This window comes from Mesorhizobium sp. L103C119B0 (assembly GCF_000502235.1).
Lineage (GTDB): Bacteria > Pseudomonadota > Alphaproteobacteria > Rhizobiales > Rhizobiaceae > Mesorhizobium.
This window is the reverse complement of sequence record NZ_AYXE01000003.1, coordinates 364,028-379,654: the sequence shown is the minus strand read 5'-3', so window position 1 is coordinate 379,654 and position 15,627 is coordinate 364,028. Positions and strand designations below refer to the sequence as shown.

The following is a 15,627-nucleotide window of genomic DNA, read 5'->3' as shown; positions in this document are numbered from 1 at the left end:
CAGGGGATCCGGCAGCATGAATACCAAAGCGGTAAGTCCGGCCGTCGCCAAAGCCGCGGCTGCTCGGCGTGCCGGATCGGGCTCTCATCACCGGTGCGTCCGACGACGATCCTGGCGGCATCGCGACCTATAACAGACCGGCAGCCCCGTACCTGTTTTTCTGGCAGGCTTCACACGAGGTCGAACATCAGAAGGCCCCCCCGCGAGAGCCGCTGAAAAAGGCGCCCGAGCGGGCCGAGAATGCGATCCAGCGAATCCGGCTGGACACTTACGTCGGGAACAATCGCACGCGCGGACCGTTCCCCAAGCGATCTTCACGCTCAGGATTTGCTCTTGTTGCAGCGACCGGATGAAATTCTCAACGAGGCTTCGCAAACGGTTGGTGATCCCCTTGAGCGCGACGCCGTAGGTGGGGAGGCTGAGCTAACTGGCGATCGCGCGGTCCCGCGTCGTCTGGTTGTCGTCTCGAACAGGCTGGGAAACATTCGCGATCCGTCGCAAGCCGGCGGACTTGCTGTAGGCATCGGGGATGCGTTGGCCGAGCGTGGAGGCCTATGGCTAGGAGCAAGCGCCGAGTATCAGGACTACGCCGCGAGCGACGAACCGCTGATCCGCTTGGAACGCGTGGGAAAGATCGAGACGGCTGCGCTTACCCTGCCGTATGAGGAGTATTCGCTCTATTACAATGGCTATGCCAACAGCACGCTGTGGCCGCTTTTTCATTACCGACTGGACCTCGTGAACCACCGAGCAGAGTTTCTACACGCCTACCGGCAGATCAATGCGCGGTTCGCGAAGGCGCTCGCAGGACTGCTGTCGGGCAACGACGACCTGGTGTGGGTTCACGACTACCACCTTATGCCCTTGGCCGCCCAGTTGCGGCGGCTGGGAGTCCGGAATCGGATCGGTTTCTTTCTTCACATACCGTTCCCGCCGCCCGACCTGTTTGTAGCCACGCCCGACCATGAAGAACTCATCGATGATCTGCTTCAGTATGACGTCGTGGGATTCCAGACCGAAACGGACCTGGGGAATTTCCGGCGCTCAGTGCAGGCGGCCAACTCCATTACTTTTGATATCAATGGTTCGGCTGAGATGAACGGCCGCACGGTGTTGTCGAGGTGTTTCCCGATAGGCATCGACGTCGATTCAATCGCACGCATGGCCAATGAGGCGGCGGAGGATGTGCAGATCGATTCCATGCGCCGCCAGATTCTGGGCCTCAAGCAAATCATCGGCGTCGATCGGCTGGACTACTCCAAGGGTCTCCCCGGCCGCATGCAGGCTTTCGCTCGTCTTTTGGAAAGGCATCCGGAACACGAGCGAGCGGCAACCTATTTGCAGATTGCGTCGCCGACGCGCGAGGAGGTCAGCGCCTATGCCGACATCCGGGCCCAGCTTGAGGCAACCGCCGGCGCGATCAACGGAAGATACGCGGATTTGGCTTGGACCCCGATCCGCTACATCCACCGTGCCGTATCACGCTCTCGGCTTGCTGGCCTGTTGCGCGCTAGCCAGGTCGGATTGGTCACGCCCCTGCGTGACGGAATGAACCTCGTCGCCAAGGAATACATAGCCGCGCAGGACGAAGCCGATCCCGGAGTGCTGGTATTGTCGCGTTTTGCGGGTGCGGCCGAAGAACTTGCCGAATCCTTGATCGTGAACCCGTATGCGGTCGACGAGGTTGCCGATGCGATCGCAAAAGCGCTCGCGATGCCGCTTGAGGAAAGAATTGCAAGGCATAGTGCACTGCTCAAGCGCATCACGCGCAATGACGCAGCAGAATGGCGGCGGTCATTTCTCGCCACGCTCGCGGGCGAGAACTAGCGCCTGGCATCGATGCCTGAATCCGTCCGTGTGTCACGCGTCCCACACGGTCATAGCCCGGCCATAACCCGGCTTGCCGGAGCAGTTCGAAAGGCCTTGAAGCTGATCGTGTATCTTGTCGTCCGCATCAGAACCTTTTCGCTCGTTTGACGGAAGCGCCATAGCCCGCCTCAATGGGTGGACTATCGAAGGTCTCACGGAACACACCGCCGGTCCGGTCGTTTGGGTTCTGATAGGAGATCTGCGATGACAAGGAACCCCGGGCGAAAGGACAGTGACCTCTCTGAACAAGAGGCAATCAAGTTGGCCGAAGCCACCGACGTGTCACCCGGGCAGGCCAAAGAGCTTGCAGCCGAGCACGGCAAAGACGGCGCCAAGAAGGAAGCAAGAAATTACAAGGCGGAGGGCTGACTATGGCGGCCAGTGGATCCGCAAACGACAGAGACGCACGAGCCACCCTCTACGCACAAGGCGTAATGGAAGCCGAGCGTAAAGCGCGGGAAGAGAAAACGGCGCGATTGCGCAAAGCCCGTTTGGCGCACGAGGCGGTCAATCCGCCTGCACCCGAGCGGCAACCGGCAGTGCCGAAAGCGCCAAAGCGGGCCGCCAAACCAGGCAGCCGAAAAGCTGGAGAAGATTAGCTTCAGCTTCTTCGGCTGTGCCGGCGGAACGCGTCGGGGAAGAGCAGACCGTGCGGTCGATCTGCACGATAAATTTGTACCTCGTCGAATGACACAAAGGAGTCCAGTGATGACGGAGCATGTGTCCCGGAAGGAAGAACAGCGTGGCACCCGAAATGTACTCGGGTGGGGCGTCGTCATTGCGGCTGTGATCTTCGTCGCCCTGCTAGCCTTCTTTGTGTTCACACCCCTTTCAGGCGGATCGTGGCAGACATCGCCAGTAAAGCGCACCCCGGAACAGAACCAAGGCGGCAATGCCCCCGCCGAGACATCACCCGCGCCCGGCGTTAAAAAGAACCCGCAAGAAAATACCGAGATGCCAGGGCAGCAGTGATCGACCTTGGGCTGCGACCCAAGTTGGCCCTGATCCTCCTGGTCGTCTCATCGGCGTCATGATGGGATCAGGGCCTTCTGGGCGCAGGAACCGCTGAGCTATTGAGACTGGGGTTTCGCCCACATCGAGCGCAGAAAGATTACCGCAGCAGCATCGGTCTGGCGAACGAGGCGATGACGCCATCGTGGAACTCGAGGCAAATCAAGATGCCTAGCTGCAGGCCGTTCAGTTGGGATTTTTCAGCTGCTTTGACAACAGCAGTTGCTGCTGCAGCTCAAGGGCGAGTTTCAACAGCCGTTCAGGTGTTTCCTCTTCCGCGATTTCGTCGAGCAGCGCTGCGAGTGCGTCGCCCTCAACAGGATCGCGGAATGAGTCAGGTTTGGTTTGCGGAGGTTTGGCCACGAGGATTTCTAGCAGGAATGCGGCCGTATTTGCAAGACGAAGCGAAGCGCTCTTGGGGAGGGGTACCGTGGCGGGGGGCGGTCGACAGGGCGGCCTGCGGCAAACTATCGGACAATCTTAATTCATGATGCCAGACCTGTCGTTGCGGAGCACCTCCTCCATGAGAGTATTGAGCCATTCGCTCAAGGGAAGGTCATGCCGCGTCGACAACCGCTCCTCCAGCGCCGCCTTCAATGTCCGTTCGACGAGGCGATCGGCCGCCTGTGGGTCGCCCAGCAGCAGCCGCGCGGACAGCCTCAGTTTTGGAAGAGCGCGGAAAACATTGTCTTCACCAAGCGCTGTTGATTGCGCGGCGAGGATCCCGGCAACCGTCCTGAACCCGGCCGGCTTGGAGAGGTTTTGGGTGTACCGGAACCGCTCCGGTAGGGTGATCTGATCGTTTCCGGAGAAGAATACGAACGGGATGCCTCTGTCCGTCAGCTCATCGGCGAGGGGAAAAACAGTCTCACCGTTGAGGTCGATGTCCAGCACCGCCCCATCCGCTGAATCGATATATCGTCGAGCCCGGCTGACTGACGACACCGGCCCCAAAACGGTCGCCCCACAATCGCTGAAATAAGAGGCAAGTTCGCTTGCCAGCAAGAATTCGTCCTCGACGAGCAGAATTCGCATGCCTAATAACATAGCAGCCCTCCGGGCTTTAAACGGCGGTCGCGTCCATCGGTTCCGTGGCTATCGGCGGTGCGGGATGGGAATTTGAGTAGGAACGGTTTACACATTGGATCGAAATCAGCGCTAACGCGTTGCATTTCACTGAAGCAGGACAATTGATGCAAAAGCTGCCGAGGTTCCCCATAGTCGGTATTGGCGCCTCTGCGGGCGGCATTGCCGCCATGGAGGGATTTTTTCGCGGGATGCCGTCTTCGAGCGGGATGGCGTTCGTGATCGTCACGCATCTCAGCCCGGAACGGGAAAGTCTGCTGCACGAAGTGATTGCGCTTTACACCGGAATTCCGGTTCGTGTCGCTGAAGATGGAATGGGTATCCATCCTGACACCGTCTACGTGATGCCGCACAACGCGATCCTCACCATCGAAAATTCCAGCCTAAAGCTGCGCCAACCGAATTCCGTGTCCAGGGAGCGCAAGCCCATCGATATCTTTTTCAGCGCGCTGGCCGAGGATCAGGGCGAATACGCCGTCGGCGTCGTCCTGTCGGGCGGCGATTCCGACGGTACGTTGGGCATCAAGGCAATCAAGGAGAATGGCGGCCTGACGCTGGCGCAACTCTCCGACGAGTCGGGTCCGAGCAATCCCGACATGCCGCGCAGCGCGATCAGTTCCGGTCTGATCGATATCGCCATCCCAGCCGATGAGATGGGTGCGAAACTCATGGAATTTGCCCACAGCTTTGAACTGCTCGACGAGCTTGAAGCTGACGACGGCAAGGCCAGTGCTTTGAAACTCCGCAAGGGCCAGGAAGAAATCTACGCGATCCTGCGCAGCCATTCGGGACATGATTTCTCGGGCTACAAGGCCAAGACGTTCTTGCGTCGCGTCAGGCGACGCATGCAAATAACACAGAACACCGCGATCGATGCCTATATAGAGTTGCTTCGTTCAAATGCGGAGGAAGTGCGGTCGCTGTTTCGCGACCTGCTGATCAACGTGACAAATTTCTTCCGCGACACGGACGCTTTCAAGACCCTGGAAGAAACCGTCATCCCCAAACTTTTCGAAGGCAAGGACGCCAACGATACGATCCGCGTCTGGGTGCCCGGCTGCGCAACCGGCGAGGAAGTCTTCTCGATCGGTATGCTGATGCGCGAGCATATGGATACACTTTCGGCTGTGCCGCGCATCCAGATTTTCGCCACGGACATCGATGACGCGGCGCTGGGCATCGCACGTTCGGCGCGCTATCCGGAGTCATTGCTTGCGGGCGTTTCGCCTGGACGTCGCGAACGCTTCTTCAGCAATGACGGCACAAGTTTCATCTTGAGCAAGAGCGTACGTGATCTCTGCATCTTCTCGGCGCACAGCGTCATCCGCGATCCACCCTTCTCGCGCATGGACATGGTGTCGTGCCGGAACCTCCTGATCTATTTCGGCCCCGATGTGCAAAAGCAGGTTATTCCGACCTTCCACTATTCGCTGAAGCCCGGTGGCTATCTGTTCCTTGGCACCTCCGAAAGCATAAGCCAGCATGCCGACCTGTTTGCACCGGTCGACAAGAAACAACGGATCTTCAAGGCACGAGAACATTCGGCGCCGCCGCGGCTGCCGATCTTGTTGAATGCTGCGCCTGCAACCAACTTTTCCAGCGCCAATGACACACATGCGCGCCGCGGCTTGTCTTATTCCCTAAGGCAAACCGTTGAAGCGCAGGTTCTCGAACGCTTCGCTCCGGCTCACGTCGTCGTCAATGGTGATGGAGATGTCGTCTATTACTCGGTCCGAACCGGCAAATATCTCGAGCCGCCGCAAGGGGTGCCGAGCAGACAATTGCTCACAATGGCACGCAGCGGCCTGCGTCTGGAATTGCGCGGCGCTTTGCGGGAAGCCGCCGAGGGCCGGCGCACGGTTGTGCGCGAAGCGATAGCCATTGAAGAAGATGAAGATCGTGTCCAATTCGTCACATTGACGATCGAGCCCTTGACTGATCGCGGCAGCGGCGAGCCGCTGTTTCTCGTCCTGTTCGAGCCGGTGGGCCAGCCGCAGCCGCGGCTGGAGGCTCTAAAGGTTCGACAGCCGGTGGCATCTGGGATTGCTGATTTCGAACGCGAGCTCCGCGATACGCGCGAGCGCCTGCAATCGACGATCGAAGAATATGAGACCGCGTTGGAGGAGTTGAAATCTTCCAATGAGGAACTCGTCTCGGTCAACGAAGAGGCCCAGTCCTCCAATGAGGAGCTCGAGGCCTCCAAGGAAGAAATGCAGTCCCTCAATGAGGAATTGAACACCATCAATGCCGAACTGGTTTCCAAGATCGAGGATCTCGATCGTGCCAACAGCGATCTGAAGAACCTGTTCGAGAGCACACAGATCGCGACTGTTTTTCTCGATACCAAGCTGGTTATCCGCAGCTTCACGCCGGCGGCGTCTTCGTTCTTCAACTTGCTGCCGACCGACATCGGAAGACCGCTGACCGATCTTGCCAGCCGGCTCGATTATCCGCACCTGCGCGACCATATTGCCCAGGTTTTCAGGGCCGGCGAGATGATCGAGCACCAGCTGCCGCGCGATAGCAACGGCATCCACTATCTCGTGCGGCTGATCCCCTACCGCGACAGCGCGCGGAAAATCCAGGGCGTGGTGGTGACCTTTGTCGATGTGACGACCATGGCTGAAGCCGAAGCCCACCAGCGGGTATTGATCTCGGAACTCAACCATCGGGTCAAGAACATGCTGGCTGTTACGGTCAGTATTGCCAGTCAGACCCTGAAAAATGCTCCCTCTTCGGAGGCTTTCGCCGAAGCGCTCATCGGTCGCCTGCGCGCCATGGCGCGGGCCTACGGAGTGCTCTCGCGCGAAAGCTGGAAAGAGGTCTCGGTAGAGGAAATCGTGCGGCAGGAAGTCGAGCCGTTCGGGCTGGAACGCATCAACACCACAGGCGAGGACATTCGGCTCAAGCCTCAGCAGGGCCTGTCGCTTGGCATGGTGATCCATGAACTTGCCACGAATGCTGGAAAATATGGCGCCTTGTCCGTGCCAAACGGCGTGGTGTCCGTGACTTGGTCGGCGTCGGATCACGGTTTTCAGCTTGAATGGTTAGAAAGCGGCGGTCCCGCTGTCAGTCCGCCTGAGAAGACGGGATTTGGTCTTTCGCTGGTGAAGGGCGAAATTGAGTATCGGCTTGGCGGAAATTTTGAAACATCTTTCGGTTCCGATGGTTTGAGCTTGCGGATTGAGTTTCCGTTTGATCATCGGGAGAGCGAAACGTGACTGCATCTCGTATCCTTATCGTCGAAGATGAATGGCTGGTCGCGGAGGAGCACCGCGCAATTCTGGAAGAGGCCGGCTTCGCCATCGCCGGGCCAGTGCCGTCCGTTGCTCGCGCGAAAAAGCTGATCGAGAGTGAAGTCATATCTGCCGCGGTCCTGGACATTGGTCTCGGCGGCGAGACCAGCGCTGCCCTTGTCCCTCTTCTAGCGCAACGCGGAATTCCGTTTGTTTTCGTCAGTGGGTACACGGCATCCGACATCCCGCAAGATTTGCGTCATCACAAGATGCTGTCAAAACCCGTGTGGGCTGCTGCGCTGGTCGAGGCCGTGCGAAATATGCTCGGTGTTCAACCGACAGCTTTGGCAAGACACCAGGACAGCGGAACGGTGCCAACCCAACGAGAAGCCCGGTAACTGCACAAAGACACTGGTTTTTCATCAGATATGCGACGACATTCGGGTCCAGGCCCGAGACGGCGTCGCCGGCAAGTGCCTGCGATCCGGCCGGCACGATTGGCATGCTCCCGGTCTGGCGTACTCCAGCGCTGGGGCGAAACTTCGCCACGGCGCGACGATTGGTCAGGCGATGAGCCTATCAAACGACGGGCAGTTCGCCCTCGGTTTGCCTCGCGTCGAATAGGACGCCAAGGCCGTAAGTGACGGCGCCAGCGGCTATCATCTCTGCCAACGCTGCGCTTGACACCGGGCAATGCGGCATGACCGCCTTGATCGCGAGTTCGGCATTCGCGATCGACACGAAATCGTGCCGTCGCTTACGGGTCTCCAGATATTGTTCGATCAACATCTGCAGTCGCCTTCTTTCTATTTCATCGCCAGCCATTGGTTCCTCCTGTAGACAGTCTGAAAGCCCACCACGCCTAAGGAGCGGTGGGCCTGGCGGCCCTTTTTGAGGACCGTTGACTCGAGTGAGGCGGGCAGCGTTGCTGACCAGGATGTCGAGACCGCCGAGGGGCGTTGCTGCTTCATCGACCAGCTTTCTGCAAAAGGCCTCATTGCGGATATAGCCGGCAAGCGTTTTGACCTGCCGCTTTTATTAGGTCCACCAGTTCGTCGGCGTCTTCCTGTTCTTCGGGGAGATAGCCGAAAGCGACGTCCGCACGCTCGCGCGCGAATGCAATCGCCGCCGCACGACCAATTCCGGAATCGCCGCCGGTTATCAGCGCTTTGCGACCGGCAAGCCTGCCTGATCCCTTGTAGGTCGTTTCGCCGTGATCCGGGCGTGGCACCATCTTGGTGGCCAAACCCGGCCACTTCTGTTCCTGTGGCTTGAACGGCGGCTGGGGATATTGCGTCACCGGATTCTGTTTGAGCATCGGGCTCGCAGGGCCTGCTTTAGCAGGCACTGTTCCCGTATCGGCTGACGCCGTGGAAGCATAAGCGACGAGAATTCCTCCCGCCATGCTTCCGACGACAAGTCTACGCGCTGCGTCTGGTACATTGTCATGCTGGTCGTGGTTCATCATGGGCTCGCTTTGACGGCAGGTGACCGTTACGGAAGTGGCACCTAACCGGCCGTCGACGCGAATGTTCCCTTGTGATTGCAGTGAGTGTCGGTCGCCTTGCCCGTCTTTGCTGTGAGGCCGCGTCACGACTTTGATGCAGCCATCCTGCCTGTCGCGGAACGTCTTGTAGAGATCCGGCCCTGCTTTCAGATCGGCCCGGTGGGTAATCACAAGGAGGGATCGATTGCGGCGCTCTGGACCATGGCCAAAAGAGGTTCGAGGCAGCGTTGCGTATGCGTCTGGCCCATCCGGAAAGCCGGTCTCTTATTCATCGCCGCGCCAGACGGGATGTGATCGACCAGGCCAACACAGACGCCGTGGGGACCGAGATGGTGCCGTCCTTGCGGCAGTGATTGACTGCGTCGCACAGCACATGCGGTCTCTGCGAATGCCAGCCCGTTTGATGGCGCGAAATATTGGCTCAGTCGCTGGACGCCGACCCCGGCTCGGCCATCCTACGGTGCTGTTCGGCCAAAGTGCCTGCCGGCGTGACATGCGCGGCGGCAACCTGCAGCTTGTTTTTCCAACCGCTGACGACCTGTTCATCACCGGCCATCATCGCCTCGTAACCCGTTTTGGCGACATCGGCCGGATTGCCCTTTTCATCGGTGCCGATCTTGGTATCCATCATTTCAGCGCGCTCGAAGAATCGCGTCTGCGTAGGGCCAGGCATCAGCACGGTGACCGTCACCCCGCTATCTTTCAGCTCATGGCGGAGCGCGATCGAGAAGGAATCGATGAACGCCTTCGTGCCGTTGTAGACGGCCTGGAATGTGCCGGGCATGAAGCCGGCGATCGATCCGGTGAACAGGATGCGCCCGCGACCTCGCCGGGCCATCTTGGCGCAGAGCTCATGCGCCAGATAGACCGTTCCGGTGACATTGGTGTCGATGATCCGGCGGACTTTTCGCCAGTCCTGGTCGACGAAGCCGTTGCCGAGCCCGCGTCCCGCATTGAGAAACAACAGGTCGATATCGCGATCGCCGATCTGGGAGATCAACCGATCGGCGCCCTCGACGGTCGCCAGATCGGCCTCAATGGCTTCGACCGTTACATTGTGGGTCTCAAGTGCCTCTGCCGCCTGCCGGATAGCCGGCTCGTCGGCGGCGATGATCAGGTCGTAACCGTCTTTAGCGCACAGCTTTGCGAGTTCCCTTCCGATGCCACTCGAGGCGCCGGTCACCACAGCGAGTTTGGCGTCCGTCATCATATCCTCCATCTTCGTGCCATCGGAACCACGAGTGGGCACAATTGTTCCGCGGCGTTTGGGCTGGATTGGTCGTGCGCTGTCATGACGGTCAGGCGACGGTCGTCATCGCGGTCGTCGCGCGCATTCATGGATGGGCCGTTGCGACAAAAACCGTTCTACGCCATGAGAACTCGCCATGGCCTACCTTCAAAAAGGCCCCCCAAACGCATGGATTGAGTACTCAGAACGGATCAGTTGAAGTTGGAACAAGTGGCCCGGTTGGAAGTTCGAACCGTGCAGCGTTGTTGCCCTCCCATGTTGATGCTGCGCGATCGGGTCATCCCCTCAGCCCGATCTGCCCGCGCTTCTCCGCGCCAAAGAGAAGCGCGGGCCCCCCTCTTTTAACGGCTGTCCGGGATGGAGCGTTTTGTTACGTTGGACTAGCCGACCTCACAGGCTCGTCGTCGGTTTCGTTTGACGAGCTCTCCGAGCGCTCTAGATCATTGATGCCGGACGCAGTTGGTTCGGGCCGGGGAGGAAATCCGCGTGGCGCATCCAACGCGCGCTGTACCCCATAACGACCGTCATTTTCCGGTTGGCTGCCTGTGCTTGCTTCTGATTCTAGCCGGGTTGGCCGGATGCTCGTCTTCCAATCAGGTGGCGCAGCAATCACGAACAGCGGCCTCCGCGGCACAGACCGTATCGATGGTACTGGATGCCTGGGTGGAGGGAGCGGCACCGTCCGCCTATGCCACGGCCGCACTGCACTCGGTCGGAAAAACGCTGGCCGATGTCGAGGCGCAAATTCGATCGGCCGAGACCGCTGAACCAGCCGGGCGAGCAGGACTGACGGCAGCAGTCAACAGTTTGTCGGTGGCGGTGGCGCATGCCGAGGCGGGATTGCAGGTGAACAATCGCACTGAGGTGAAAAGCGCACAACAGGATCTTCGGGCGGCCATGCGCTCGCTCGCCGCCGCTTACACCAGCGCTTTCGGACCAAAGCCGTGAAGAAGCTTCTGGAAATATCGCTTGGCGTCGTCACCAGTGTCGGAGGTTTCCTCGAAGTCGGGTCGATGGCTACGGCGGCGCAGGCGGGTGCCGCCTTCCGATTCCAGCTGATCTGGGCCATAGTTCTCGGCACCATATGCATCATCTTTTTGGTTGAAATGGCCGGTCGGTTCGCCGCGATGAGCCATCACACGATCTCAGAGGGCATTCGTGAAAGATTTGGGTTCAACGTCTTCCTATGGCCGTTGCTCGTCGTCCTTCTCGTCAATTTCATGGTGCTGTCCGCTGAGATCGGCGGTGTGGCCATCGCACTCGAACTTGCCACCGGCATAGGCTTCCAGTGGTGGGCACTGCCGGTGGCGTTGCTGGCATGGCTGCTGCTGTGGAAAGGCACGTTTGGCTTTATCGAGAAAGGCATTTCGGTCCTCGGCCTCGTGACGCTGTGCTTCGTGGTTGGTGCGGTGATGTTAAAGCCCGACTGGACAGCGGTCGCTGGCAGCGCCGTGCCCGCGCTGCCGGCTCACGATGCCATCAATTACTGGTTCATGGCGGCCAGCATTCTCGGCGCCTCGATATCGCCTTATCTTTTCATGTTTTATTCCTCGGGAGCTATCGAGGACAAATGGGATGAAAGCCACCTTGGAGCCAATCGTGCCATCGCCGGGCTGGGCATGACCTTCGGTGGGACCATTTCGATCGCCGTGTTGATCGTCGCTGCTCTCGTTCTCGCGACGCACGGCATCGACCAGGTGGACGACTATCACCAACTGCCGTTGATGCTGATCCCTATATTCGGCTTCTGGGGGTTCGTTCTATTCGTTGCCTCGCTAGCCATTGCCTGTTTCGGCGCCGCACTCGAAGTCGGGTTGCAACAGGCATATCTGGTGGCACAGGGCTTTGGCTGGACGTGGGGTGAGGATCGAAAGCCGCGCGATGATCCGGGCTTCAGTGCCGTCTATACGGCATCATTGTTTTTGGCCGCCATTCCGATCGTGCTTGGCCTCGACCCACTGAGGCTGACCATCTTTTCCATGGCGGTAACGGCGGCGAGCCTTCCGCTGACGGTAGTTCCATTTCTCTTCCTGCTGAATGACGAACGCTATGTCGGCGAACATCGCAACGGCATCATTTCGAATGCCGCCGTTATCTTCATTATCGCGCTTGCCTTCGTGCTCGCCGTGGTGACGATTCCGCTGCAGATATTCGGAGGCACATGATGGAATTGATGCGTGATCTCCTGGACAAGCAGGTGTTCGACCGCCGGCGGGTCAAGATCGGCAAGGTCGACGGAGTGGTGGCCGAGTTGCGGCGGGGCAAACCACCAAGGATTGTCGCGATAGAACTCGGCTCCATCACTTTGGCGCGCCGCCTTGGCGCGCGGCCCGGGGAATGGATGGCGCAACTGGCGACGAGGGTGGGTGGCAAACGCCACGCCGAGCCACACAGGATTGCGTGGAAAAAGGTGCAGGACAACGGGCTCGACATCGAATGTGACATCGAGGTGGGCGAGACGTCGATTTTCGCCTGGCAGGACTGGTTGCGCGATCATGTCATCGGGCGCATCCCAGGAGCGTGATGATGAGGACAGTCAACCTCGAACATCTTGCCGGGCGACGCGTGCTCTCGCAGCGTGGAAAGAGCATCGGTCACATCGAAGAGATTCTCGCCGAACAGCGTGGCGACGAGCTCGTCGTTACTGAATTCCACGTTGGCATCTACGCCGCGTTCGAGCGTCTGTCGGCTTCGACCATCGGCGTCGCGATGCTCGACCTGTTTCGGCTGCGCCGTCGCGACGGCCTGTACCGCATTCCCTGGGATAAACTCGATATCTCCGATCCGGCGCGACCGCGGCTGCTATGCCCGATGACCGAGCTTCCCGGATGGAAAGGGCAAAAGGACCTTCGGGAGTAGATGGCTACGGCTGGGAGCCGGCGTTTTGCCGGCGAATTAGCCGTTCGTGCAGATGGCGCCTCCGCAAAGATTACTGCAGGTTCTTGCGAAGGAAGATGCGGGCGTGTCCTGGAATAACGAATTCGACCTTGCCGAATTCCTCAAACCCATGAAGCCGGTAAAATTGAGGCGCCTGGAAACTGCTCGTCTCGACGACGGCTCTCTTGCATCCACGCCTAACGGCTTCCTCCTCAATCGCCATAAGAAGCTGTGATCCATAGGATCGGCCACGCAATTTTTCAGGCAAGAAGAACATGTCGAGAAACAGGAGCCCCAGTTCCGTTCTGCCCCAAATTCCACCCCAGATCTTTCCCGAGGGGTCGGTAAGCTCCGCGCCGATCACTGCCCGGTCATCGATTCCGGTTTGTTCGATGTTGTGTCGATAGAGCGCAGCGGCCGCCTGCGTTCGTGCATCCCCGTTGTGAGCCAGAGCGATTGTAAATCCTTCGGATCGAGCCGGCATGCGTTCTGCTCCTGCGTCGGAATGGTCTTGAGATTCAACCGTCAGATTAACATCAAGGCGGCCGGTTCGCTCGCAGCTCTGATCGCCGCTTCTGTTGTAACCCGTCTTGCCCACATTCCGCATCGCGATCCGCGTCGGATGCATGCAGCCGCGCCCAACATATCGCTTTGGTGTTGAACAAAGCCCATCCTGCCCTTGTCAGGTCTCATCACAATTCGTGCGCCGTCAAGAGTGTCCACCTCGACGAAGGCTGCTGCGGATCACAATCCATTACGCCTGGAACAATGAGAAAAACCTGTCGTTGGGAAAGCGATCGCAATTCGGCGATTCAAACACGGAGACTCCAATGTTGAAGAAAATTCTAGCCGCGTCGGTGCTAACTATTGCCTTGGCCGGTTCCGCCCTGGCGCAGACAAATGGAACGGGTGCTGGCGGCACGGCTGGCACGGGTAATGGAACTGGTACTGGAACTGTTGGCAGCGGCGGCGCCGCTGGCAATGGCACTGGCAGCGGGAATGCGACCGTGCCAACCGATCCGAATTCCACAAACTCGACTACAAAATCGAACGGCATGACCGACCGTTGCAAGGACGCCGCAGGCAATGACATCGATAACAACACTGCAAGTGGCGCAACGACCTCGACCGTGCAAAATTGCAACAAGTAGCCGATGGACCTAGCGGCTTCGGCCGCCCGAAGGCCCGCCATCAAGACAATGGCGGGCCTTCGAACACGTGCCTCGCATGCTGCCTGGATACATAGGAGCACATGTGTCCAAAGAGACCCGGCGGGCCAAACTCGATCGCTTAGCAGCCTCGATTCCGAAGCACGAATTCGAATTCCTAATGAAGATTGCAAAGCTAAGCCGTCATGACTTACTTGGCCTGATCGCTAAACACGATGGCGGCAGGGACAAGGTCTATAGGGACCTTGCGGCCCACTTGGCCGCAACTGAGGCCGCCCCGGAGCCCGTACATGAGGCGGCAGCTGACGACGGCCAAACAGTTGGAGCATCTCCAGCCACGAACTCGCCCGCCGGCAAGTAGCGGCGAAGATCATTTCGGTGCCAGCCCTGACGCTCCACGGAAGCGACGACCGTGTCGTCCTTCTAAAGTCTTCGAATGGGTTGGACGAGCATTTCACCGCGCCTTACCAACGAGAACTGCTGGATACGGCAAGCGGGAGGCGCTTTAAGGCCGGCTGCCATTCAGCTTCATCGGACATGCCGGAACCTGAAGCGCCGCCGCGCATTTCGTCTCCAGGCATGACCGATCTTGCGGTAATCGCCAGGGAGAAATTCAGATGCAAACTTCAGGCGCAACTTCACAACACCACCTTGGCCGATTGGCCATAGAACCGTTTTCCGGCACGGTGACGGTGCGGTTTTCCGACGCCATCGTCGCGGCTACGGAGCGGGCGAAGGTCCTGCGTGAAGACGGGCACGAGCCCGTTTTCTATATCCCCTTCGAGGACATCTATTTCGATCTTTTCGAAAAGACCGACACCACCACCCGGTGCCCGCTCAAAGGCACCGCAAGCTACTGGCGTGTCCACGCCGTCGGCAGTTCTTCCGATGATTTCATGTGGGCCTACGAAACGCCCGATGCGGCCGCTCTGGCTATTGCAGGTCACGGCGCTTTCGATCCGGAGAAGGCCCGTATCGATGTCGACCCTGCCGAGGACAAGCGACACACGCCACATATCGTCGAATAGGTTTCATCAGGCAGAGACAATCACGGTAACGACAGGCGCGATGAGCATTTTCTACCAGGCGGCAAAGATTGCGGAGGAGGTTCACGCGTCGCAGCGCGATAAGACCGGGCGGCCCTACATCGAGCATTGCCGCCGTGTCGTCGACGCTGTCGAGACAATCGATCAGAAGACTGTTGCCTACCTTCATGACGTTCTGGAGAAAGGCGAAGGCTGGACCCGCGCCAAGCTCGAAGAAGCAGGCTTCGGACCGACAATTGCCGCGGCGGTCGATGCCATGTCGCGCAGGCCGGATGAGGAGTATTTCGCCTTTGTCCGGCGGGCTGCGTCGAACCCAGTGGCGCTCCCCGTAAAACGCGCCGATCTGGAGGACAACATCTGGCAGTCGAGGCAGGTCGGAGCGTCGGCGGCCAAATATGAAGAGGGCCTTCGCATACTTGACCAAGAGTTCTCCCGACAATAGTGCGCGCCCGACGCTGGCATTGCATCTGCCGAGGCAGCGATCGCCTGCGAGAGCTTGCGGCGCACAGCACGTTTCGGCTCTCCTGGCCGTCAGTTTTTCCGCGCCGGCGTGCGCCTGAGGGTCCTCGTCTGGACC

Annotated in this window: 17 protein-coding genes and 1 pseudogene; 12 read left to right on the top strand and 6 right to left on the bottom strand. The window is 59.2% G+C overall.

Going from position 1 to position 15,627, the window contains the following annotated elements; translation table 11 throughout:
* The first annotated feature begins 333 nt into the window (after nucleotides 1-333).
* From X728_RS159900 to X728_RS159905, 3 genes are all read left to right on the top strand, one after another.
* The gene (locus tag X728_RS159900) at nucleotides 334-1,827 is read left to right on the top strand and encodes a trehalose-6-phosphate synthase (RefSeq protein ID WP_023830863.1); all 1,494 of its coding nucleotides are present in this window, start codon (nucleotides 334-336) and stop codon (nucleotides 1,825-1,827) included.
* A 246-nt stretch (nucleotides 1,828-2,073) separates the two neighbouring features.
* Nucleotides 2,074-2,238: a hypothetical protein gene (locus tag X728_RS1000000170925; protein WP_023821865.1), complete on the top strand. Its 165-nt coding sequence runs from the start codon at nucleotides 2,074-2,076 to the stop codon at nucleotides 2,236-2,238.
* A gap of 339 nt (nucleotides 2,239-2,577) precedes the next feature.
* Nucleotides 2,578-2,841: a hypothetical protein gene (locus X728_RS159905; RefSeq protein ID WP_023830862.1), complete on the top strand. Its 264-nt coding sequence runs from the start codon at nucleotides 2,578-2,580 to the stop codon at nucleotides 2,839-2,841.
* 225 nt (nucleotides 2,842-3,066) lie between these two features.
* On the opposite strand, the gene X728_RS1000000170125 is transcribed toward X728_RS159905, so the two are convergent.
* Both X728_RS1000000170125 and X728_RS159910 read right to left on the bottom strand, forming a co-directional pair.
* Entirely contained in the window at nucleotides 3,067-3,243 is a 177-nt protein-coding gene (locus X728_RS1000000170125) for a hypothetical protein (RefSeq protein WP_023681160.1), read from the bottom strand.
* A gap of 117 nt (nucleotides 3,244-3,360) precedes the next feature.
* Entirely contained in the window at nucleotides 3,361-3,915 is a 555-nt protein-coding gene (locus tag X728_RS159910; protein ID WP_050588792.1) for a response regulator, read from the bottom strand.
* 158 nt (nucleotides 3,916-4,073) lie between these two features.
* Between X728_RS159910 and X728_RS159915 the strand changes: the two genes are divergently transcribed.
* Nucleotides 4,074-7,187, top strand: a complete 3,114-nt coding sequence (locus X728_RS159915) for a CheR family methyltransferase (RefSeq protein WP_023729494.1) — start codon at nucleotides 4,074-4,076, stop codon at nucleotides 7,185-7,187.
* Nucleotides 7,184-7,600 (top strand): response regulator, encoded by a 417-nt coding sequence (locus tag X728_RS159920; RefSeq protein WP_023804850.1) that lies wholly within the window; start codon nucleotides 7,184-7,186, stop codon nucleotides 7,598-7,600. The genes X728_RS159915 and X728_RS159920 overlap by 4 nt, the downstream gene beginning before the upstream one ends.
* A gap of 181 nt (nucleotides 7,601-7,781) precedes the next feature.
* Here X728_RS159920 and X728_RS159925 read toward each other — a convergent pair whose 3' ends face one another.
* The 3 genes and pseudogenes from X728_RS159925 to X728_RS159930 all read right to left on the bottom strand — a co-directional run bounded on the left by X728_RS159925 (nucleotide 7,782) and on the right by X728_RS159930 (nucleotide 9,916).
* Nucleotides 7,782-8,027, bottom strand: a complete 246-nt coding sequence (locus X728_RS159925; protein WP_023687844.1) for a hypothetical protein — start codon at nucleotides 8,025-8,027, stop codon at nucleotides 7,782-7,784.
* Nucleotides 8,028-8,117: 90 nt separating this feature from the next.
* Nucleotides 8,118-8,520: pseudogene (locus X728_RS1000000170120) on the bottom strand (SDR family NAD(P)-dependent oxidoreductase); the annotation flags it as partial.
* A gap of 610 nt (nucleotides 8,521-9,130) precedes the next feature.
* On the bottom strand, nucleotides 9,131-9,916 hold the full coding sequence (locus tag X728_RS159930; RefSeq protein ID WP_031194922.1) for an SDR family NAD(P)-dependent oxidoreductase: 786 nt from the start codon (nucleotides 9,914-9,916) through the stop codon (nucleotides 9,131-9,133).
* A gap of 528 nt (nucleotides 9,917-10,444) precedes the next feature.
* Between X728_RS159930 and X728_RS159935 the strand changes: the two genes are divergently transcribed.
* Genes X728_RS159935 through X728_RS159950 form a run of 4 tightly spaced genes read left to right on the top strand, consistent with a single transcriptional unit; the run spans nucleotide 10,445 to nucleotide 12,817 of the window.
* Complete coding sequence (locus tag X728_RS159935) at nucleotides 10,445-10,906, top strand: hypothetical protein (protein WP_155923926.1); 462 nt, start codon at nucleotides 10,445-10,447, stop codon at nucleotides 10,904-10,906.
* Nucleotides 10,903-12,123, top strand: a complete 1,221-nt coding sequence (locus tag X728_RS159940; protein ID WP_023830857.1) for a divalent metal cation transporter — start codon at nucleotides 10,903-10,905, stop codon at nucleotides 12,121-12,123. Before X728_RS159935 ends, X728_RS159940 begins: the two co-directional genes overlap by 4 nt.
* Nucleotides 12,120-12,482, top strand: a complete 363-nt coding sequence (locus X728_RS159945) for a hypothetical protein (protein WP_245260251.1) — start codon at nucleotides 12,120-12,122, stop codon at nucleotides 12,480-12,482. Before X728_RS159940 ends, X728_RS159945 begins: the two co-directional genes overlap by 4 nt.
* A 2-nt stretch (nucleotides 12,483-12,484) precedes the next feature.
* Complete coding sequence (locus X728_RS159950) at nucleotides 12,485-12,817, top strand: hypothetical protein (protein ID WP_023830856.1); 333 nt, start codon at nucleotides 12,485-12,487, stop codon at nucleotides 12,815-12,817.
* A 70-nt stretch (nucleotides 12,818-12,887) separates the two neighbouring features.
* On the opposite strand, the gene X728_RS159955 is transcribed toward X728_RS159950, so the two are convergent.
* Nucleotides 12,888-13,463 (bottom strand): GNAT family N-acetyltransferase, encoded by a 576-nt coding sequence (locus tag X728_RS159955; RefSeq protein WP_245266074.1) that lies wholly within the window; start codon nucleotides 13,461-13,463, stop codon nucleotides 12,888-12,890.
* A gap of 202 nt (nucleotides 13,464-13,665) precedes the next feature.
* On the opposite strand from X728_RS159955, the gene X728_RS0134370 reads away from it, so the two are divergent.
* From X728_RS0134370 to X728_RS159970, 3 genes are all read left to right on the top strand, one after another.
* A complete protein-coding gene (locus X728_RS0134370) occupies nucleotides 13,666-13,986 on the top strand; it encodes a hypothetical protein (protein WP_031194920.1) in 321 nt (106 codons plus the stop codon).
* A 635-nt stretch (nucleotides 13,987-14,621) separates the two neighbouring features.
* The gene (locus X728_RS159965) at nucleotides 14,622-15,032 is read left to right on the top strand and encodes a DUF427 domain-containing protein (protein ID WP_023725490.1); all 411 of its coding nucleotides are present in this window, start codon (nucleotides 14,622-14,624) and stop codon (nucleotides 15,030-15,032) included.
* Between the two features lie 40 nt (nucleotides 15,033-15,072).
* On the top strand, nucleotides 15,073-15,492 hold the full coding sequence (locus X728_RS159970; RefSeq protein WP_023830853.1) for an HD domain-containing protein: 420 nt from the start codon (nucleotides 15,073-15,075) through the stop codon (nucleotides 15,490-15,492).
* The last annotated feature ends 135 nt before the right edge of the window (nucleotides 15,493-15,627 follow it).